The organism is Pseudothauera lacus (genome assembly GCF_003034845.1).
Classification (GTDB): domain Bacteria; phylum Pseudomonadota; class Gammaproteobacteria; order Burkholderiales; family Rhodocyclaceae; genus Pseudothauera; species Pseudothauera lacus.
Window position 1 is genome coordinate 113,436 of the sequence record NZ_PZKC01000002.1, and the last position, 19,182, is coordinate 132,617.

A 19,182-nucleotide genomic window follows, 5' to 3' on the forward strand; every position below is an offset into this window, starting at 1 on the left:
GTCCGGCAGGCCGCCGGATCACAGGCCGCCCAGATAGGCCGCGGCGACGGCCGGATCGTCGCGCAACTGCGCGCTGTCCCCTTGCATCGCCACCTCGCCGCTGGCGAGCACGCAGGTGCGCATCGACAAGCTCATTGCACGCCGCGCATTCTGCTCCACCAGCACGATGCTGACGCCGTTGCGGGCGATCTCGGCGATGCTGGCGAAGATGTCGTCCACAAGCCGCGGCGCCAGCCCCATCGACGGTTCGTCGAGCAGCAGCAGGCGGGGACGGGCCAGCAGCGCGCGGCCGATGGCGAGCATCTGCTGTTCGCCGCCGGAAAGCGTGCCCGCACTCTGCGTCAGGCGCTCGCGCAGGCGCGGCAGCAGGCTCAGCACCTGCTCCAGGTCGCTGGCCACCGCGGCGGCATTGTGGCGGCTGTAGGCGCCCAGGCGCAGGTTGTCGGCGACGCTGAGGCTGGCGAACAGGCCGCGCCCCTCGGGCACCAGGGCGATGCCGCGGCGCACGCGCAGATGGGGGGGCTGGTCGTGGAGCGCCTCGCCACAGTAGCGGATGCTTCCGCCGCTGAGCGGCAGAAGGCCGGCGATGGCCTTCAGCAGGGTGGATTTGCCCGCGCCGTTGCTGCCGATGATGCTCAGCACCTCGCCTTCGCGCACGTTCAGGCTGACCCCGCGCAAGGCTGCAATGGCGCCGTGATGGACATGCACCGCGTCGACGTCGAGCAGCACGGGGCGGAAGTCAGTGCCCATTTTCAGCGCTGCCAAGGTAGGCGTCGATCACCGCCGGATTGCGCTGCACCGCCGCCGGTGTACCTTCGGCAATCTTGCGCCCGGCATCGAGTACGGCGATGCGGTCGCACAAGTCCATCACCAGTGGCACGTCGTGATCGACCAGCAGCACGGTGACGCCGTCGGCCCGGATGCGCCGCAGGAGCTTGCCGAGGGCTGCCGATTCGGTGGCATTCATGCCCGCGGCGGGTTCGTCGAGGGCGAGCAGCACGGGGCGCGCGGCGAGCGCACGGGCGATCTCCAGACGGCGCTGGTCGCCGTAAGGCAGGGTGGCGGCCGGGCGTTCGGCGTAGTGCTCGATGCCCACGTAGCGCAGCCACTCCAGCGCGCGCTCGTGGGCCAGGCGCTCGTTCTCGCGTGCGCCGCCCAGCCCCAGCAGCGTGCCGAGGACGCTGCCGCCGTCGTGGCGGTGGCCGCCGATGAGGACGTTCTCCAGCACGCTCAGTTCGCCGAACAGGCGGATGTTCTGGAAGGTGCGCGCAATGCCGCGCGCTGCGCTGCGGTGGGCCTGCAGTGTTGGCAGCACCACGCGGTCGAAGACGATGCCGCCGCTGTCGGCAGCGCAGAACCCGGTGAGAATGTCGAAAAAGGTCGATTTGCCAGCGCCATTGGGGCCGATCAGGCCGAAGATCTCTCCTTCATGGATGTCCACCGAGAAGGTGTCGAGCGCCACGATGCCGCCATGGCGCTTGCACAGCTCGCGCGCCTGCAGCAGCGGCACGCGAGCCGCGGCTGTCGCTGCGCAGGGGCTGGGAGAAGGTGGGCTGGTTCGGGGAGCGCTCATCCGGAGGGGGAAAATGTTGCAAAAGCTCACCGCAGCGGGCTTGCGCGCTGCCGGTACGGGTGAGATTCTAGACCACACCCCAGCCCCGGCACGGTGCCCGGATGAAAAGACTGCTTGCCCTGATCTGCGCCGCCCTCTCGGCCCTCGGCCTCGCCGCCTGCGAGGAGCTCGATCCCTACCGCGCGCTGCGTCCCGGCAGCTCCACTGCCGAAGAGGTGCGCGCGCGCCTGGGGCCGCCGCAGCGCGAATGGCCCGATGCGCAGGAGGGCACCACCACCTGGGAATACTCGCACCAGCCCGAAGGGGCGGAGTGTTACATGCTCACCTTCGCTGCCGATGGAGTGCTGATCGCGGTAGACCAGGTGCTGAACGAAGCGCGCTTTGCGCGCATCCAACCCGGTATGGACGAAGAAGCGGTCAGTCGCCTGCTGGGCCGTCCGGCGCGCAACGAGTTCTTTGCCCTCAAGCAGGAAAGGGTGTGGTCGTGGCGCATCGAGCGTGGCAGCACCATCGTCGAGCCCACCTTCTTCACCGTTTCCTTCGATACCGCAGGCCGGGTGGTGGCTACCGGCCGTTACACCCAACCGAGGCCGTGAAGCGATGAACTCCTCAATCCTGCAGCATGGACCGGCGCGCTGGCTGCACCTCGTCGCCGTCGGCGTGCTGGCCCTCGCCCTCGGCGGCTGCGCCGCCTTCGCTCCGCCCCGCCCCTTCACCACCGCCGACGAAGCCCTCGCCGCACGCGGCGAGCCCACCGCGCGCTGGCCTGCCGACGACGGCACCACCGTGCTCGAATTCGCTACCCAGCCCCATGGCACCTCCTGCCTGATGGTGGAAGTGGACGCCACCGGCGTCGTGCTGCGCCAGTGGGATGCGCTTGCCGCGGACAACCTCGCCCGCGCCCGCCCGGGCATGACCCAGGACGAGATCCGCCGCCTGCTCGGCCAGTATCGCTCCGTGCAGCGTTTCCCGCTGTCGCAGGAAGAGGTGTGGGACTGGAACGTACGCAAGGAATGGCCGGATCTCGTCGCCACGCGCTTCAACGTGCACTTCGTCGACGGCAAGGTCAAGCGCACCAGCTACAGCCACGAGTACCCGCGCGAACGCTGGATGTTCGGTTTCGGCATCGGTCGTGGGGTGAATCCGCACTGGGGTTTCGGCTGGCGCTATCCGTACTGGGATCCGTGGTGGGGGTGGTAGCAGGCCTGCCTCGACACCTGCCACTTTCGCCAGTAAAATCACGCCCTTGCCGAGGAGCGCTGCGACCCGCCACACGGGCCAGGCTCGGCAACCGAACAACGGCGCTCGCAGACCACCCCGGGTTTGCCGCGCCGTTCGCTTTTGTGGCGCCGCGTGCCGGGGCAATGACCCGATCGAAGAGGCCACCCGATGCAAGCCGACCGCAGTTCCGAACTCCGCCAGCACCTCGCCCGCCGCATCCTGATCCTGGACGGCGCCATGGGCACCATGATCCAGCAATACAAGCTGGCGGAAGGCGATTACCGCGGCACACGTTTCCTCGATCACCCGAAGGACCTCAAGGGCAACAACGATCTGCTGGTGCTCACCCGCCCGGACGTGATCGGCGAGATCCACCGCGCCTACCTCGACGCCGGTGCGGACATCATCGAGACCTGTTCCTTCAACGCCACCCGCGTCTCGCAGGCCGAATACGGCCTCGCCGAGGTGGCCTATGAGCTCAATGTTGCCTCCGCCCGCCTGGTGCGCGAGCTGTGCGACGAATTCACCGCGCAGAACCCCGCCAAGCCGCGCTACTGCGCCGGCGTGGTCGGGCCGACCTCGCGCACGCTGTCGATCAGCCCGGACGTGAACGACCCCGGCTACCGCAACATCAGCTTCGACGCCCTGGTCGACGACTACTACGACGCCGCGCGCGGCCTGATGGAAGGCGGCGCCGACCTGCTGCTGATCGAGACCATCTTCGACACCCTCAACGCCAAGGCGGCGGTGTTCGCCATCGAGAAGCTGTTCGACGACCTGGGCCGCCGCCTGCCGGTGATGATCTCCGGCACCATCACCGACGCCTCCGGGCGCACGCTCTCCGGGCAGACCGCGGAAGCCTTCTGGAACTCGCTGGCGCATGCGCAGCCGATCTCCTTCGGCCTCAACTGCGCGCTCGGCGCCAAGGAACTGCGCGCCTATGTCGATGAGCTGTCGCACGTCTGCGACACCTTCGTCTCCGCCCACCCCAACGCCGGCCTGCCCAATCCGCTGGCACCCACCGGCTACGACGAAACGCCCGAGCAGCTCGCAGAAGCGGTGGTCGAATGGGCGCGCGCCGGCCTGGTGAACATCCTCGGCGGCTGCTGCGGCACCACCCCGGCGCACATCGCCGCCATCGCCGCCGCGGTGGAGGGCATCGCCCCGCGCGCCGTGCCGCAGGTCGACAAGAAGCTGCGCCTGTCCGGCCTGGAGCCCTTCAACGTCGGCGCGGACAGCCTCTATGTGAACGTCGGTGAGCGTACCAACGTCACCGGCTCGCGCGCCTTCGCGAAGATGATCCTGGAAGGCCGCTTCGACGACGCCCTGGCGGTCGCGCGCCAGCAGGTCGAGAACGGCGCCCAGATCATCGACATCAACATGGACGAGGCCATGCTCGACTCCATGGCCGCGATGGAGCGCTTTCTCAAGCTCATCGCCTCCGAGCCGGACATCTCGCGCGTGCCCATCATGCTCGACTCCTCCAAGTGGAGCGTAATCGAAGCCGGCCTGAAGTGCATCCAGGGCAAGGGCGTGGTGAACTCCATCTCCATGAAGGAAGGCGAGGCCGAGTTCCTGCGCCAGGCGCGCCTGTGCCGGCGCTACGGCGCCGCGGTGATCGTGATGGCCTTCGACGAGAAGGGCCAGGCCGACACCTACGCGCGCAAGACGGAGATCTGCAAGCGCGCCTACGAACTGCTCACCCGCCCGGTGGCCGAGGGCGGCGCCGGCTTCCCGCCCGAAGACATCATCTTCGACCCCAACATCTTCGCCATCGCCACCGGCATCGAAGAGCACGACAACTACGCCGTCGACTTCATCGAAGCGGTGCGCTGGATCCACACCCACCTGCCGCACGCCAAGACCTCCGGCGGGGTGTCCAACGTCAGCTTCAGCTTCCGCGGCAACGACGCGGTGCGCGAGGCCATCCACACCGTCTTCCTCTACCACGCCATCCGCGCCGGCATGAGCATGGGCATCGTCAACGCCGGCATGCTCGGCGTGTATGACGAACTCGACCCCGTGCTGCGCGAGAAGGTCGAGGGCGTGGTGCTGAACCGCCACCCGGGCGCGGGCGAAGCGCTGGTCGAGTTCGCCCAGACGGTCAAGGAAGGCAAGGCCAAGGACAGCGGCCCGGACCTCTCCTGGCGCGAGCAGGCGGTGGAAGAACGCCTCAAGCACGCGCTGGTGAAGGGCATCACCGACTTCGTCGTGGCCGACACCGAAGAGGTACGGGCGAAACTGGAAGCCGCAGGCAAGCCGCCGCTCGCCGTCATCGAAGGCCCGCTGATGGCCGGCATGGACGTGGTCGGCGACCTCTTCGGCGCCGGCAAGATGTTCCTGCCCCAGGTGGTGAAGTCCGCCCGCGTCATGAAGCAGGCCGTGGCCCACCTGATCCCCTACATCGAAGCCGAAAAGCTGCGCACCGGCTCCACCAGCAAGGGCCGCATCGTCATCGCCACGGTGAAGGGCGACGTGCACGACATCGGCAAGAACATCGTCGGCGTGGTGCTGGGCTGCAACGGCTACGAAGTGATCGACCTCGGCGTGATGGTGCCCACCGACAAGATCCTCAACGCCGCGCGCGAACACGGCGCGCAGGCCATCGGCCTGTCGGGCCTGATCACCCCCTCGCTGGAAGAGATGAGCCATGTCGCGGCCGAAATGCAGCGCCAGGGCTTCGACGTGCCCTTGCTGATCGGCGGCGCCACCACCAGCCGCGCCCACACCGCCATCAAGATCGCCCCGCACTACCAGCAGCCGGTGGTCTACGTGCCGGATGCCTCGCGCGCGGTCGGCGTGGTCACCGCGCTGCTCTCCGAAGGCGGCGCGGACGACTTCAAGGCCCAACTGGCCGCCGACTACGACAAGATCCGCGCCCAGCACGCCAACAAGAAAGGCGTGCAACTGGTCAGCCTGGAAGCGGCGCGCGCCAACGCCTTTGATGCGCTGTCGGTGCCGGGCTACCTGCCGCCCGAACCCAACACCACCGGCGTAATCGCGCTGGACGTCGATCTCAACGAGCTGCGCGACTACATCGACTGGGGCCCCTTCTTCCAGACCTGGGACCTCGCGGGCAGCTTCCCCAAGATCCTCGATGACGAGATCGTCGGCGAAACAGCGCGCAACGTCTTCCAGGACGCGCAGAACATGCTGGAAGACCTGATCGCCGGCGAATGGGTGCAGGCCAAGGCGGTGTTCGGCCTGTTCCCGGCCAACAGCGTCGGCGACGACATCGAGTTCTTCGACGACGAATCCCGCGCCCACCCCATCATGACCTGGTACGGCCTGCGCCAGCAGCACGAACGCCCGGCCGGCAAGCCGCATTGGTGCCTGGCCGACTACGTCGCCAGCAAGGATTCCGGCGTGCGCGACTGGGTCGGCGCCTTCGCCGTCACCGCCGGCCTGGGCATCGAGCACAAGCTCGCCGAGTTCGAGGCCGCGCACGACGACTACCACGCCATCATGCTGAAGAGCCTCGCCGACCGCTTCGCCGAAGCCACCGCCGAATGGCTGCACGAGCGCGTGCGCAAGGAATACTGGGGCTACGCCGCCGCCGAAGCGCTGGACAACGCCGCGCTCATCAAGGAACAGTACCAGGGCATCCGCCCCGCCCCCGGCTACCCCGCCTGCCCGGACCACACCGTCAAGGCCGCGCTGTTCCAGCTGCTGGACGTACCCACCAACACCGGCATGGGCCTCACCGAGTCCATGGCCATGACCCCCGCCGCGGCCGTCAGCGGCTTCTACTTCGCCCATCCGGAAAGCCACTACTTCGCGATTCAAAAGATCGGCCGCGACCAGCTCGAAGACTGGGCGCGCCGTACCGGCATGAGCGTGGCCGCCGCGGAGCGCTGGCTGGCGCCGTTGTTGTAGGGCGCTGGGGCATCGCCGCCGTTTGCGCTGAACAGCCAGCGCAGGGCTGGCGTGCCGTTTGTGCCCGGTGGGAGCGCCTCGGTCTCCCTGCGTTTTCTGGAGTGGTTTGCACGGCCGCCTCCGGGGTGTAATACTACGACGTGATATCACATTAAGGAGGGCGACCATGAGCACCATTGCCCGGGTCTTCATGAGCGGTCGCAGCCAGGCGCTGCGGCTACCCGCCAAACTGCGACTCGAAGCCAAATCGGTCCGCATCGAGCGGATCGGCGGCGATCTATGGCTGCACCCCGAAACACCCCCGGAGCGGGATATGGGGCTGTGGCTGCAGCAGTTCTACGCGAACAATGAAGCGCTGCCGGAAGACTTCCTTGCCGAGCGCCACGATCCGCCCGCGCAGGAACGCGACTGGTCCTGATAGAGCGAGCGTCCAACATGTTGCGTACCCTCGACACAAACATCTGCAGCTACATCCTGCGTCGCCACCCTGCGGCCATGATCGAACGCTTCGCCAGTCTGGATCCGGGGAGCGTATGGCTGTCAGCGATCGTCGCCGCCGAGCTGCGCTTTGGCGCCGCCAAGCTTGCAGCGCCCCGTTTTCACGCGGCCGTCGAGGCCTGGCTGGCAGGTTTTGACCTCCGCCCGTGGTCACTGGAGGCAACCCACCATTACGCGCAGACCCGTGCGGCCCTTGAGCGAGCCGGCAAGCCCATCGGTGGAATGGACCTCATGATCGCAGCCCACGCCATGGCGGAGGACAGCGTGCTCATTACCAACAATGCTCGCGAATTCCTGCGCGTGCCGGGATTGGCGGTGGAAGAATGGGCAATCGAAACTCCGTTGCCGTGAGGGTCGCGAGATGAGCATTGTTGTAAGGCGGGAGAGATTGACGCGCCTGATCGGGCAGCCTTGCAGGCAAATGATCGGGCTGCCTTGACATGACGTACCCGACACGTACGTTGCGCTCAAAGAGGTACGCCATGTCCACACTTTCTGCCAGCGACGCCCGCGCCAATCTCTACCGTCTCATGGACCAGGCTGCGGAGTCGCATCAGCCCATCCTCATCACCGGAAAGCGCCACAATGCCGTCCTGCTTTCCGCCGAGGACTGGCAGTCCATCCAGGAAACCCTGTACCTGCTGTCGGTGCCCGGCATGCGCGAGTCCATCCAGGAAGGGCGGGCCGAACCCGTCGAGTCGTGCGCCAAGGAGCTCGACTGGTGAGCTGGAGCGTCTTCTTCGCCAGGTACGCCCAGAAAGACGCACCCAAACTCGCTGCGGCCGGCCTCAGGGCCAATACGCAGGAACTGCTTGCCAGCATCACGGAGAAACCCTTCCAGAATCCGCCGCCGGACGAAAAGCTCGTCGGCGATCTGAAAGGTGTTTACTCCAGGCGTATCAACATCCGGCACTGCCCGGTTTATGAAGTGCTCACAGCAGAGAACACAGTGAAGGTGCTGCGCATGTGGTCGCACTACGAATAGGCATGTGCGGCGACGGAGCCACCGGAGACAAAAATCCGAGATTCCTTCGGTGGCGTGCCGTGACCTGTTTGCCGGGGTTCTCGAAGATTCACTCCGTGCCGACCCGGCACAGACCTGAAAGGAGAATCAAGATGGCCAAGTCTACAACATCTGGAGCCTCGACTCCGTCCAACCCGATGACTGCCACCGCTGCTGCGCGCATCCAGAGCGCAGGTGCCAAAGCCAACGGGGGTGGGGTGTCGAAGGGCAGCTTTGCTGCGCGTGCCCAAAGTGCAGCCGCCAAGTCCGGAAACCGCTAACTTTTTAGGAGCGGGCGGGGTTAAGAGCCTCGCCCGAGGACGTGCTTATGACCACTACGACTGTTCCCCAGCTTGGGGAGATGTTCCGCGCGCTGATTAATGCTGGCGGTTATCGGGGGCTTCTCACCGAGCGTGGCCTTGATAAGGATCTCGATGACCTTGCTGGTGGCAAAGGGCGCCGCGGCACGCTTATTGAGCTCTTTGAGGAGCTTGAGGACAAATGCAGCAAGGAGGTTGCGCAGGATTGCGGTAACCAGTGGGCTGAGTTGATGCGCCGTGGATGGCTTCAGACACGCGGCATGCTTCAAGGAGTGGCACTGCAAATCGAGACAAGCCCACTGCCGCCGTCGGATGGTCGTGCGCTTTTCAACAAGCTCTTCGGCGTTCCGTTACTGTCTCTCTTCATCCAGTCAACGACCGCCCTTCGAGGAGCTCCGGATTTGTCCGTATGGTTACTGCGCCCGTTCAAGGTGTGGGTCGAATTCGCTGCAAAGCGCCTTTCCGTCACAGAGAGCACTCTCCTTGAGCGTCTCGAGACAGAGCTGGACGCCGACACCCGTTCCCTAGAGCGCTGGCTCAACGGAGAGCCGATCTCCAAACTGACATGGCCCTATGCGCGAAAAGTAAAAGCTCTCCTCGCTAGCGATCCTCATGCTACCGGCGAGGATGTTCCGGAGCCTGAAGTGCATCTGCTGGCCGGGTGGCTACTGCTGAGCCGCGCTTTTCAGTCCTTGCCCCTCGAGCTTCGCGACGCTGTCCGTCGTGACTTCATGCTGCGCAAGCAGCAGCCGTGGGTATTCGGAGAGTCCATGGTTGCGTTGGGCAGTGCGAGCATGGCCCCCAAGGGGTGGCCCCGTGCACTCGAAGTGTTGCCCCTGATTGATGAGATACAAAACCTATTTAATGTGCGCCCGCTTTCCGCTGAGCGCCTTAGAGGGGTTCTGGATCAGTTCGGTCGAGTGCTTGAAAGTGCTCCGATGTCCTTCAAGGTGGCCTACCAGCCGGTCCTTGACTGGTTCGCTGCGCGAGCAGCGGCTACGTGTGGAGATGAGCAGGCGGCCCTCGAATTGTATGAAGGCGCTGTGAACGGTGCCTGGTGGCGTGCGGGGAAGAACCAGATTCCGATGCTTGAGGAGGCGCTGACCTATGCGGTAGGGGTTGGCGCGAAGGATGCCGCCAATACGTACTGGGACAAGACTTTCATGCTCGGCGTGAATCGGGGGCCTAAGCCTCCCCTAGATGCTCAGGAGATGCGTCGCATCGCTTTCGCGTTTGAGCTCAAGTTCCATCCCCAGAAGGCCAAACACCGTATCCCTCCGGAGGCTGAACTGGTCGTGCGCGAGGAGGCATACGCACCTGGCCGCAAAGAGCTCAAGAACCCCAACCAGAAGACCAAGTACGTTGAAGGGTGTACCCGCAGAACGCCGTTGATGAACGCCGTTTCGGAAGGGTCCTTGGACGACGTTAAGCAGTTGGTCGCCTCAGGCGGCGATCCAAACGACTTCCTCCCCGAGTCTGGCGAGGGGCCTCTGAGTTATGCGATGCGTAGAGCCTGCGACCGCCACGATCCGATCATCATGGAGTATCTCCTCAGCCTCGATCTCGCGCCCGAGACCGTAAATCGCCGCGCTTCGACCTTGCGCGAAACGCCGCTCAAGATTGCCATCGAGATGGCGGATGCCAAAGCAGTCTCTCGCTTGATCGAGCTCGGGGCGGACGTTGAAGCGCCCTGCGATACCCTGCCATCAGCACTTTGCTTTGCGATGCACATGCTCTCGTTCAGCCTGCACGGTTTTGGTGAAGAGGAGCAGAGCGCTTACTTCGAGGGCAAGACTCCGGCCACGAGTTACGATGCCAAGGACGGAGCGGTGCTTGATATTCATTTGGCTGCTCGACGTTATATGCAAAAGCAGCGACAGGAATCTTCACGCCGTAACCGCGAGATCCGGGATGAAGTTTTTGCAAACCTCCGGCACCCAACTGAAGACTGCCGCAAAGTCATTCAGGCGCTGATGGCAGCTGGTGCCGATGCGAACCGCGGTTATCGCGTCGAGCCTCAGCATCTGTCAGTCTGGACCCCGATCTTGTACGCCGCACAGCTGGGTGATCTGGAGGTGTTCAGAATGCTGGTTGAGCACCCCGGTGAGAATCGTGGTGATCCCAACCTGCCCTTGATGCCGCCAAACAGCCTTGAGCGCTTCGACGCGCTGTGGGTAGCCATAGATCATGGTCGCCATGCCATCGTTTCTTACCTGATGGAGCGTGAGAAGGGCCTCGCATCGGGCGTGTGATGGTATTTCTGAAGGAAGCTTTCGCTCCAGTGTTGGGACACTGAGCCCATGAAATCCGATCCTCAGCGGCAACCCAACTGCCGTCGAGGATCGGTTATGCGCTACTGCAGCAACAAGGATGTGAATCAGCTTGTCCGGGAGCTGGTCCAGGCCGGCTGGACCTTCCGGTGCGGACGCCATGGCAAGCTTGTACCCCCATCAGGTTTGGGCTTCATCACGATCTCTCAGACGCCCAGTGATCATCGGTGTCTGCTGAAGATTCGGCGCGATATCCGCCGTTTGCAGCGGGGCGCAGGGCAGTCGGAACAAGCCAAGATAGTTGTCGCCTGATTCATGCAACCAGACTGCAATAGGGGACAGACCACGATTATCAAGGCCGTGGTCTGCCCCACTGGTGTCCCCTGCAGGGGGTAATGGTGCAGCCATCGCCCGTGGCGGTGGCAAGGAAGCCAGGCGCTTTGACCCGCGCCGGCGGCGAGGCACGCACGGTATAGTGGCGGCGTTGGACGATGGGCTGCGGGTGACCGATCCATCGTCCGAGCGGGGGCTGCGCAGTCGGCCGCGCGGGTCTCTCAATTCAAACGCTGGAGCTGCCCATGACCTCCGTGACGCGTCCTGCGGACCGCCATGACAAGATTCGCGCACTGTTTGACGAGTACATCGAGCTCTACGCCGCGCGCGATGACCGCTTGACCGCGCTGTTCAGCGAAGATTTCAGCGGTTATACGGGCGGCGGCAGCGTTCTGGTCAAGGATCGCGACGAGTGGGTGAAGATCACCCGGCAGGATTTTGCCGAGGTGCCCGGACGCCTCCGCATCGACATGCGCGACATCGCCTTGCAGGACTTGAGCGAGCATGTCGTTGCGGTGACCGCTTTCTTCCACATCCACCTGCCGGTGCCCGAACATGTGCTGTCGCGGGAGATGGCGCGGCTGGTGTTGATCTTTCGTCTTGAGGGCGAGGCCTGGAAGATTGTCCACAGCGGCATCTCGATTCCCTATCACCTGGTGCAGGATGGCGAGGTCTATCCGCTTCATGAACTGCAGGAGCGTAACCGGACACTGGAAGCGCTGGTTGAGGAGCGCACCCGGGCGCTGAATGAAAGAGAGGTTTTCTATCGGCTCCTCACCGAAGACGCCCTGGACGTGCTGTGGCGGGCCGACAGCGAACTGCGCATCACCTACATCAGCCCATCGGACGAGCGCTTTCGCGGCTTCAAGGCGGAAGAGGTGGTCGGCCATCATGTCTTCGAGCTGTTCAACGAGGAGGGCGTTGCCATCGTGTCGGAAGCCTGGCGCAGGCGCCTGGAGGCTGAGCGGGAAGGCAGGGACCTTGGTTTTGTCAGCTTTGATGCGCCCCACCTGTGCAAGGACGGCAGCGTGATCTGGGGCGAGGTGTTCTCCAAGGCGGTACGGGACGAGAGCGGGAAGATTACCGGGTTCCACGGCATCACGCGGGAGATCACCAGGCGCAAGCAGATGCAGGAGCAGATTCAGCAACTGGCGTTCTATGACACGCTGACCCACCTTCCCAACCGCCGCTTGCTCAGCGACCGCTTGCTGCATGCGCTGGCCGCCAGCAAGCGCAGCGGGCGCCATGGCGCCCTGATGTTTGTCGATCTGGATAACTTCAAGCCCTTGAACGACAGATACGGCCACTTTGTCGGGGACCTGCTGCTGATTGAAGTGGCAGATCGCCTGAAGCGCTGTGTTCGCGAAATGGACACCGTGGCGCGCTTTGGCGGCGATGAGTTCGTGGTGATGCTGGGTGAACTGGTGAAGGATCACGAAGAGTCCATCGCCCAGGCCGCGGCCGTTGCCGAAAAGATTCGCCTCCGGCTGGCCGACGACTATCAGCTCAACGCGGCCCGCGAGGGTGAGGTCGAGAACATCGTCACGCACCATTGCTCGGCGAGTGTCGGGGTGTTTGTCTTCCTGGACCATGAAGCCGGCGCGGATGAAATTCTGAAATGCGCCGACATCGCCATGTATCAGGCCAAGGCAGCAGGGCGCAATACCGTCCGTATCTATGCGGCAGACGCGCCGCCGGCGAATCTGCCCGGTGACCAAGCGCCTGGCTTCGGAGCGCTTTGAGCGCGCGCTCGACTTGGCCCATGCTTGACAGACGTCGGGACGCCGTCTTCAATTGATTCGTCAGTAACGCGCGTTTGATCGAATCATGCCCTCTCGCAAAGCCCTCCATTCGGTGCAAGAACCTGCAGCCGCCTATTCCGTGGCCGAAGGCGGCGGGGCCAGCGTGCTCGCCTACCTGCATGCGGGCTCCGCGCTCGAACGGGACCACATGGTGCGGGGGGGCTTCGAACCCGCTTCCCTCGATGCCTTCGCCAGCCGCTTCAGCCGCAGCGGGCGCAGTCTCGCGCAACTTCTCGGCGTGGCGCCGGCCACCTACGACCGCCGTGTGCGCGAGGGCAAGCCGCTGTCGCAGGACGATTCGGACCGCATCGCGCGCCTGATCGAGGCCGAGCGTGCGGCGATCCGCGTGTTCGGCGACGAGGACGCGGCGCGGCAATGGCTGGCGTCGCCGGTGCCCGTGCTGGAGGGGGCGGTGCCGATCAGCCTGCTGGCGACCACGCCGGGCCATCAGGCGGTGATGAACGCGCTGCGGCGGATCATGGCGGGCACGGCCGCCTGATGGCGAGCTTGTGGCGGCTGGCGCAGGACTGGGTGGACCTGGACAGCGGCGCGCTGCTGTGCGCGGCGGAGGACTTCTCCTGCGCCGGCGCGGGCGCCGCGGCCGTGGGGGGACGCTGGAACAGCGTCGGTTCGGCGCTCATCTATCTCGCCGACAGCGTCGCCCTGGCGCAACTGGAGCGGCGCGTGCATGCACCCCACCGTCCCCCGGCCGCGCAGGTGCTGGTGGAGGTGGACCTGCCGGCCCCGGTGCTGGCCGCGGCCCGCGTCATCGATCCGCCGCCCGGCTGGGATGCGCCCAACACCGACTGGAGCGTGGGCCGCTGCGCGACGCAGGCCCTGGGCGATGCCTGGTGCGCGGAAGGGGGGACCTTGCTGCTGCGCGTGCCCTCGGTGGTGGTGCCGGTGGGCTGGAACTACCTGCTCAATCCGCGCCACCGCGACATGAAGAGGGTGACCACCCGGCGCATGTCCTACGCACCCGATGCACGGCTGTGGTGATTGGCGTCGGCACGCCCACCTGCCGCCCTTGGGCAGGACGTGTAGCAGCAACGGAGCGCGTGGCGCGCCATGCCAATGTTATGATTGGCACGCTTCCGGAATGCATATGTGAAGCTTGCTTCAACGCCAGCCTCGGAGCAAGTCATGCGCCGTCCCTTGGTGCGCTACCTCTTCGCGGCCATGGGCGTTATCGCCCGCAACAGTACAAGGGCTGGCGCTGCTACAGGGGATGAACCCCTGTGCAGTGCTGGCTTCAATTCGGCCGACTCCCCGCCTTCTTTACAGAACAGACCGTTTCTTTCAATCACTCAAGGTGAACCATGTCGCAGCGCGTGCCTGTTGTAGCGATGGTGCTGATCTCACTGTCCCCCGCATGCGTTGCACAGCCGCTTGTGGAAGCACTGACGGTCATTCGCAACCAGGCCGAGGTAATGCAAGCTTGTACGGCCGACCGTCTCTGCGCCGAAGTTTCGCCATGGGCTCCTGGTTGTGAAGGCCAGGCATGCGAGACCGGCTTGCCGCATCGTGGGGGCTGGACCCTCAGGCTGTCTGTCAGCCAGAACGATCCTGCTCACACCACCTATGGTCTGGAGGGCCTCGCTTCCGGGGACTACGACCCTTCATTCAGTCTGTGGCCCAGCCTCATCCGCTTCGAGGGGGGTGTGCTGGCAGGTGTGGAAACTCACGCAACAGCGATGTATTCGGGCGGCGGCGCCAACTCGACGACCCTGCATCTCATTGCCTTCCTGCCCGGCCAGCTGCCCTTTGAAGTTCTCAGCGTTGCCTACAGCGCCAACGTGATGATCCGGGCGTGTTTCAGCGAGCGTGATCTGAAGCACCGCGCCGGCGCCTGCCACGACCTTTACAGCTTCGACGCGACTATCATCCCGGAAGAAGCAGTCGCGGGCGGGATGCCGCTGCTGCACTACCGCAGCGAGGCGACCTCCTTCCCGGGGCCGGTGTCGCGCTCCAGAGATTCACGGGACGGTAAGCCGCTTCGCAAGGGCGACCTCGTTGAAGCAACTGATCCGCAGTGCAGCTATTACAGACTGTACCGGTTCGACCCGGAGGCCCGCGGCTACCTGCCCGACGCCCCACTGCCCGATTGCTCGGACTATACCGAGCCCTGAATCAGGCGCGCGCGCCTTGCCCCGCGCGTAGCTGCGCGGCACGCGTCGCGACGCCGATGCCGACCAGCCCGGCGGAGGCCACGCCCAGCACCAGCGCGGCGGCCGAGCCGTAGAAGATGCCCGAGGTCATGCCGGCGTCGAGCATCGCACCGAACACCGGGGCGGCCAGGCAGAAGCCGAGGTCGAGGCCAGAATATACGGTGCCATACACCCGGCCGGTGGCGCCCGGCGGCGCGGCGCGCTTGATCAGCATGTCGCGCGAGGGGCCTGCCAGCCCGCTGCCCAGGCCGGCGAGCGCGGCCACGGCGAGCGCCGCGCTGCCGGGCAGCCAGCCGCTGCCGGCGAGCGCGAGCAGTGTGGCGGCGGCGAGCAGGCTGGGGGTGATGACCTGCTCCAGGCGCTGCGTGCGGGCCACCAGGAAACCGCCCGCCACCATGCCGGCGGCGCCGCACAGCATGTAGCCGCTGACCACCAGCGCGGTGAGCGACAGCGGCAGGCCGTAGAGGCTGTGCAGGGCGGGGCTGGCGAAGCTCTGGATGGCGGTGAGCGCGCAGGTGCTCCAGAAGAAGAAGGAAAAGCACAGCCACACCGAGGGCAGGCGCAGGAAGGCCAGCGCATGCTCGGGCGGGCTGGCGCCGCCTGCGGCGAGCGCGTTGGCGGCGGCGCGGCGGCCGTCGTCGAGCGCGGCGCGCTGCCACAGCATGAGTGCCAGCACCGCCAGCGCCAGCACCCCGGCGGCCACGCAGGCCAGGCGCCAGGAGCCGCTGGCGCTGGCGATGCCGGCCATGAACAGGGGCGCGGCGGCCCAGCCGAGGTTGCCGGAGATGCCGTGCACCGAAAAGCCATGCCCCAGGCGCTGCGGCGAGACGTGCTTGTTGAGGATGGTGAAATCCACCGGATGGAAGGGCGCGTTGCCCAGTCCGGCCAGCGCCGCGGCGGCGAGCAGGCCGCCGTAGCCGTCGGCCGCGGCGGCGCTGAAGGCCGCAGCGGCGAAGCAGGCCAGGGCGATGAACAGCACCGGGCGCGCGCCGACGCGATCGACCAGGAAGCCGGCGAGCGCCTGCCCGACGCCGGAGATGGCAAAGAACACCGACACCAGCAGGCCGAGCTCGGAATAGCTGAAGCCGAACTCGCCGATCAGGAAGGGGAACAGCGGCGGCAGCAGCATGTGGAAGAAGTGCGAGGTGCCGTGCGCCAGGCCGATCAGGCCGATGGTGCGGGCATCCTGCTGCAGTGGGGCGGAAGCGGTGTGTGCGGGATTCATGATTGCCATCATAGGCAGGGCAGCGCAGGCGGGATTACGATAGCAGGACATGTTCTGTCGCGATCATGCCAATGCCGAGCCCTTCCCCTTCTGCCCCCGCAGCGCAGGCCGCGCCCGCACCGGTGACCGCGGTCACCCCGCATCTGTTCGTGCCCACGCGCGAGCGCCCGGTGCGCGCCAAGGTGCGCCAGTTGTGCGCGGCCACCCAGGTGCTGCCGCACCGCCATGCCTGGGCGCAGATGGCGATCTCCACCACCGGGGTGATCCGCCTCAGCGTGCCGCGCGGCACCTACATCGTGCCGCCCTCGCGCGCGCTGTGGATACCGCCCGGGGTGGAGCACGCGGTGACCATGGTGGAGGATGCCGACCTGCGCACGCTGTACTTCTACCAGCCGCCCGGGCGCTGCGGCCCGGACGTGGCGCCGGACGAGGAAGAGCCGTGGCGCCAGTGCCGGGTGCTGCAGGTCTCCGAGCTGCTGCGCGCGCTGGTGCGCGAGATGCCCGGCGTGGCGGACGACGCGGCGCCGCTGTCGCCCGCCGTGCTGCGCCGCGAGGCCCTGCTGAGCGCGCTGATCCTGGAAGAGATGCGCAACGCCCACGCGGTGCGCCTGGGCGTGGACCTGCCGCGCGACAAGCGCCTGCGCCACCTCTGCGAAGCGGTGCTGGCCGACCCCACACGCCACGACACCCTGGCTGGGTGGGCGCGCGACAGCGGCGCCAGCGCGCGCACCGTGGCCCGCCTGTTCCGCCAGGAACTCGGCAGCACCTTCTCGCAATGGCGCCAGCAGGTGATCCTCGCCAAGGCCGTGGCGCTCGCCGCGGGGCGGCGGCCGATCAACCAGATCGCCGCCGAACTGGGCTACGACAGCCCCAGCGCCTTCAGCGCCATGGTGCGCCGCGCGGTGGGCATGCCGCCGGCGCGCTTCCTTGGCGTGCGGCAGGACTGAGGGGGCGTTTGGGCGCCGCTGTCAGCGGTAGCGCAGGAAGGGGGCGCTGCGTTCGCGCCAGGCGGCTTCGTCGGCGCTGGCGAGGGCGTCCAGGTCGGCGGGCCGGGCGGCGGGGTCGTCCACCCACTCGCGCAGCGCCGGGCCGCCGTTGATCAGGTCGATGGCGAGGCGGTCGTGTTCGTACTCGTAGGCGAAGTCGCGCCACAGCGGGTAGTCCGGCTGCAGCCGGCGCAGGGCCTTGAAGGCCAGTGCCTGCAGGCGCCAGGGGCGGAAAGCGGCGTGCGCGTAGGCGCCGTCTTCGACATGGATGTGCACGCCGTTGCACAGCTTGCCGGCGTGCTTGTGGAAGGTGGGTTCGAACCAGCATTCGCGCAGCCGGCAGCCGGCCAGCCAGGCGGGGGCGAGGGCGTGCATCTCGGCGAGCAGGGCGCGGGCGTCGACGTCCGGTGCGCCAAACAGCTCCAGCGGGCGGGTGGTGCCGCGCCCTTCGGAGAGCGTGGTGCCTTCCAGCATTACCGTGCCGGCGTAGCTGCGCGCCATCCACAGGTTGGCGGCGTTGGGGCTGGGATTCACCCAGCTGCGTTCGCCCAGCGGCCAGCCGTAGCCGGGCGCGGCATCAGGCTGCCAGCCGGCCATGTCGATGACCTGCAGGTCCACGTCGAGCCCGAGCTCGGCGACGAACCAGTGGGCGAGTTCGCCCATCGTCAGGCCGTGGCGCATCGGCAGTGCGCCGGCGCCGACAAAGCTCTCCCAGCCCGGGCGCAGGGTGGTGCCTTCCACCGGGCGGCCGGCCGGGTTGGGGCGGTCCAGCACCCACACCGACTTGCCGTGGCGCGCGGCGGCTTCCAGCACGTAGCGCAGTGTGGTGATGAAGGTGTAGATGCGGCAGCCGAGATCCTGCAGGTCCACCAGCAGCACGTCGAAGGTGGACATCATCGCGTCGGTGGGGCGGCGCACCTCGCCGTAGAGGCTGAACACCGGGATGCGGTGCAGGGGGTCCTCGAAGTCCGGCGACTCGATCATGTTGTCCTGCTTGTCGCCGCGCAGGCCGTGCTGCGGGCCGAAGGCGGCGGTGAGGCGCAGGTCGGGCAGGGCGGCGAGGGCGTCGAGGGCGTGGCTGAGGTCGGCGGTGACCGAGGCCGGATGGGCGAGCAGGGCGAGGCGGCGGCCGGCCAGCGGGCGGCGCAGGGCGGGGTCGGCGAGCAGGCGGTCGAGGCCGAACTGGGTGTGGGTCATGCGTGTTCTCGGGTGGTTGCGGCGGGCAGCGCAAGGGCCAGCGCAAAGCTGCGACGGTCGTGGAAGTCGGCTTGGGCGGTGGGGTGGCGCAGCGCCCAGTACTGCAGGGCGCCATCGGCATCCTCACTCACCACGCTGAGGCCGAGCATCAGCAGGCGGCCGCGCGGCACCGCCGGCAGGGCGGTGGCGGGCAGGGTGGCGCTCAGGTGCAGAGCCGTGCCGTCGTCGTGGCTGTCGACCCGCGGGGGTGGCAGCGCGGTGTCGGGCGCGCGGCGGCGGTAGTCGGCGAAGTCGTAGACCGCCCACTGGCCGGAGGGCGAGAAATTGAACTCGCGGTAGGCGGTGTCGCCGGCTACCGCCACAAAGACTTCGCAGCAGGTGTGCGCCCACAGCCCGTCCGCTGCGCCGGGCGGGCGGGCGGGGGGGATGCGCAGGCGGCCGTCGTGGCTGAGGGTGTAGCGCAACTGCAGGCCGCCGTCAGCACCCAGATCCACGCTCACCGCAACGGCGTCGACGGCTGTCGCGGGGTTAGCCGGATGGGGTTGCAGTGACAGGCAGGCGGGCAGGCGGGCGGGCATCGGCAGGGGGGCGGTCGGGCGCAGGCGCACATGGTAGCCCGCATTTCTCACCCTGGCACGTCACCAGGGGGGCGCGGCGGTGCGAGGGCGTACGGTGCGTACCGGCACCCGCAGCAGGGGGAGTGCGAGAAA

The 19,182-nt window shown here is 66.7% G+C and carries 19 protein-coding genes and 1 riboswitch; of the genes, 14 read left to right on the plus strand and 5 right to left on the minus strand.

What is annotated here, in order from left to right; genetic code table 11:
- Nucleotides 1-18: 18 nt before the first annotated feature.
- Together C8261_RS02500 and C8261_RS02505 are read right to left on the minus strand one after the other, a co-directional pair.
- Nucleotides 19-750: an ABC transporter ATP-binding protein gene (locus C8261_RS02500; RefSeq protein WP_181358823.1), complete on the minus strand. Its 732-nt coding sequence runs from the start codon at nt 748-750 to the stop codon at nt 19-21.
- Nucleotides 740-1,510, minus strand: a complete 771-nt coding sequence (locus C8261_RS02505; protein ID WP_235864808.1) for an ABC transporter ATP-binding protein — start codon at nt 1,508-1,510, stop codon at nt 740-742. Before C8261_RS02505 ends, C8261_RS02500 begins: the two co-directional genes overlap by 11 nt.
- 164 nt (nt 1,511-1,674) lie before the next feature.
- On the opposite strand from C8261_RS02505, the gene bamE reads away from it, so the two are divergent.
- The 13 genes from bamE (at nt 1,675) to C8261_RS17130 (ending at nt 15,025) form a co-directional block, all read left to right on the plus strand.
- Nucleotides 1,675-2,169: an outer membrane protein assembly factor BamE domain-containing protein gene (gene bamE / locus C8261_RS02510; RefSeq protein WP_107492091.1), complete on the plus strand. Its 495-nt coding sequence runs from the start codon at nt 1,675-1,677 to the stop codon at nt 2,167-2,169.
- Nucleotides 2,170-2,173: 4 nt separating this feature from the next.
- Nucleotides 2,174-2,773, plus strand: coding sequence for a hypothetical protein (locus tag C8261_RS02515; RefSeq protein ID WP_107492092.1), 600 nt, complete (start codon nt 2,174-2,176; stop codon nt 2,771-2,773).
- 45 nt (nt 2,774-2,818) lie between these two features.
- Nucleotides 2,819-2,887, plus strand: a riboswitch (S-adenosyl-L-homocysteine riboswitch).
- A gap of 75 nt (nt 2,888-2,962) precedes the next feature.
- On the plus strand, nt 2,963-6,670 hold the full coding sequence (gene metH, locus C8261_RS02520; protein ID WP_107492093.1) for a methionine synthase: 3,708 nt from the start codon (nt 2,963-2,965) through the stop codon (nt 6,668-6,670).
- 166 nt (nt 6,671-6,836) lie between these two features.
- On the plus strand, nt 6,837-7,088 hold the full coding sequence (locus C8261_RS02525; RefSeq protein WP_107492094.1) for an antitoxin: 252 nt from the start codon (nt 6,837-6,839) through the stop codon (nt 7,086-7,088).
- Between the two features lie 17 nt (nt 7,089-7,105).
- Nucleotides 7,106-7,519, plus strand: a complete 414-nt coding sequence (locus C8261_RS02530) for a type II toxin-antitoxin system VapC family toxin (RefSeq protein ID WP_107492095.1) — start codon at nt 7,106-7,108, stop codon at nt 7,517-7,519.
- A gap of 131 nt (nt 7,520-7,650) precedes the next feature.
- Nucleotides 7,651-7,893, plus strand: a complete 243-nt coding sequence (locus C8261_RS02535) for a type II toxin-antitoxin system Phd/YefM family antitoxin (RefSeq protein WP_107492096.1) — start codon at nt 7,651-7,653, stop codon at nt 7,891-7,893.
- Nucleotides 7,890-8,153, plus strand: a complete 264-nt coding sequence (locus tag C8261_RS02540) for a Txe/YoeB family addiction module toxin (protein ID WP_107492097.1) — start codon at nt 7,890-7,892, stop codon at nt 8,151-8,153. The genes C8261_RS02535 and C8261_RS02540 overlap by 4 nt, the downstream gene beginning before the upstream one ends.
- Nucleotides 8,154-8,499: 346 nt before the next feature.
- A complete protein-coding gene (locus C8261_RS02545; protein ID WP_107492098.1) occupies nt 8,500-10,743 on the plus strand; it encodes an ankyrin repeat domain-containing protein in 2,244 nt (747 codons plus the stop codon).
- Nucleotides 10,744-10,791: 48 nt separating this feature from the next.
- On the plus strand, nt 10,792-11,073 hold the full coding sequence (locus C8261_RS02550; protein WP_219905117.1) for a hypothetical protein: 282 nt from the start codon (nt 10,792-10,794) through the stop codon (nt 11,071-11,073).
- A gap of 266 nt (nt 11,074-11,339) precedes the next feature.
- Nucleotides 11,340-12,836 carry a diguanylate cyclase gene (locus C8261_RS02555; protein ID WP_107492100.1) on the plus strand — a complete coding sequence of 499 codons (1,497 nt, stop codon included), beginning with the start codon at nt 11,340-11,342 and terminating at the stop codon, nt 12,834-12,836.
- Between the two features lie 112 nt (nt 12,837-12,948).
- Nucleotides 12,949-13,395 carry a type II RES/Xre toxin-antitoxin system antitoxin gene (gene parS / locus C8261_RS02560; RefSeq protein WP_235864809.1) on the plus strand — a complete coding sequence of 149 codons (447 nt, stop codon included), beginning with the start codon at nt 12,949-12,951 and terminating at the stop codon, nt 13,393-13,395.
- The gene (locus tag C8261_RS02565; RefSeq protein ID WP_107492102.1) at nt 13,395-13,895 is read left to right on the plus strand and encodes an RES family NAD+ phosphorylase; all 501 of its coding nucleotides are present in this window, start codon (nt 13,395-13,397) and stop codon (nt 13,893-13,895) included. The genes parS and C8261_RS02565 overlap by 1 nt, the downstream gene beginning before the upstream one ends.
- A gap of 320 nt (nt 13,896-14,215) precedes the next feature.
- The gene (locus C8261_RS17130) at nt 14,216-15,025 is read left to right on the plus strand and encodes a hypothetical protein (protein WP_146161635.1); all 810 of its coding nucleotides are present in this window, start codon (nt 14,216-14,218) and stop codon (nt 15,023-15,025) included.
- A gap of 1 nt (nt 15,026) precedes the next feature.
- Here C8261_RS17130 and C8261_RS02575 read toward each other — a convergent pair whose 3' ends face one another.
- Nucleotides 15,027-16,289 carry an MFS transporter gene (locus tag C8261_RS02575; RefSeq protein ID WP_107492352.1) on the minus strand — a complete coding sequence of 421 codons (1,263 nt, stop codon included), beginning with the start codon at nt 16,287-16,289 and terminating at the stop codon, nt 15,027-15,029.
- A gap of 71 nt (nt 16,290-16,360) precedes the next feature.
- Between C8261_RS02575 and C8261_RS02580 the strand changes: the two genes are divergently transcribed.
- Nucleotides 16,361-17,236: an AraC family transcriptional regulator gene (locus tag C8261_RS02580; protein WP_235864810.1), complete on the plus strand. Its 876-nt coding sequence runs from the start codon at nt 16,361-16,363 to the stop codon at nt 17,234-17,236.
- A gap of 21 nt (nt 17,237-17,257) precedes the next feature.
- Here the strand turns inward: C8261_RS02580 and C8261_RS02585 are convergent, their stop codons facing one another.
- Nucleotides 17,258-18,472, minus strand: coding sequence for an exo-beta-N-acetylmuramidase NamZ family protein (locus C8261_RS02585; protein WP_107492105.1), 1,215 nt, complete (start codon nt 18,470-18,472; stop codon nt 17,258-17,260).
- Nucleotides 18,469-19,050 (minus strand): DOMON-like domain-containing protein, encoded by a 582-nt coding sequence (locus tag C8261_RS02590; protein ID WP_107492353.1) that lies wholly within the window; start codon nt 19,048-19,050, stop codon nt 18,469-18,471. Before C8261_RS02590 ends, C8261_RS02585 begins: the two co-directional genes overlap by 4 nt.
- Nucleotides 19,051-19,182 lie beyond the last annotated feature (132 nt).

Excerpts from the sequence above, each read along its gene's own strand:
- C8261_RS02550 (WP_219905117.1), top strand. The coding sequence starts at position 10,792 with ATGAAATCCGATCCTCAGCGGCAACCCAACTGCCGTCGAGGATCGGTT.
- C8261_RS02530 (WP_107492095.1), top strand. The coding sequence starts at position 7,106 with ATGTTGCGTACCCTCGACACAAACATCTGCAGCTACATCCTGCGTCGC.
- C8261_RS02555 (WP_107492100.1), top strand. The coding sequence starts at position 11,340 with ATGACCTCCGTGACGCGTCCTGCGGACCGCCATGACAAGATTCGCGCA.
- bamE (WP_107492091.1), top strand. The coding sequence starts at position 1,675 with ATGAAAAGACTGCTTGCCCTGATCTGCGCCGCCCTCTCGGCCCTCGGC.
- C8261_RS02585 (WP_107492105.1), bottom strand. The coding sequence starts at position 18,472 with ATGACCCACACCCAGTTCGGCCTCGACCGCCTGCTCGCCGACCCCGCC.
- C8261_RS02535 (WP_107492096.1), top strand. The coding sequence starts at position 7,651 with ATGTCCACACTTTCTGCCAGCGACGCCCGCGCCAATCTCTACCGTCTC.
- metH (WP_107492093.1), top strand. The coding sequence starts at position 2,963 with ATGCAAGCCGACCGCAGTTCCGAACTCCGCCAGCACCTCGCCCGCCGC.
- C8261_RS02565 (WP_107492102.1), top strand. The coding sequence starts at position 13,395 with ATGGCGAGCTTGTGGCGGCTGGCGCAGGACTGGGTGGACCTGGACAGC.
- C8261_RS02525 (WP_107492094.1), top strand. The coding sequence starts at position 6,837 with ATGAGCACCATTGCCCGGGTCTTCATGAGCGGTCGCAGCCAGGCGCTG.
- C8261_RS02575 (WP_107492352.1), bottom strand. The coding sequence starts at position 16,289 with ATGAATCCCGCACACACCGCTTCCGCCCCACTGCAGCAGGATGCCCGC.
- C8261_RS02545 (WP_107492098.1), top strand. The coding sequence starts at position 8,500 with ATGACCACTACGACTGTTCCCCAGCTTGGGGAGATGTTCCGCGCGCTG.
- C8261_RS02500 (WP_181358823.1), bottom strand. The coding sequence starts at position 750 with ATGGGCACTGACTTCCGCCCCGTGCTGCTCGACGTCGACGCGGTGCAT.
- C8261_RS17130 (WP_146161635.1), top strand. The coding sequence starts at position 14,216 with ATGTCGCAGCGCGTGCCTGTTGTAGCGATGGTGCTGATCTCACTGTCC.
- C8261_RS02580 (WP_235864810.1), top strand. The coding sequence starts at position 16,361 with ATGCCGAGCCCTTCCCCTTCTGCCCCCGCAGCGCAGGCCGCGCCCGCA.
- C8261_RS02590 (WP_107492353.1), bottom strand. The coding sequence starts at position 19,050 with ATGCCCGCCCGCCTGCCCGCCTGCCTGTCACTGCAACCCCATCCGGCT.
- C8261_RS02515 (WP_107492092.1), top strand. The coding sequence starts at position 2,174 with ATGAACTCCTCAATCCTGCAGCATGGACCGGCGCGCTGGCTGCACCTC.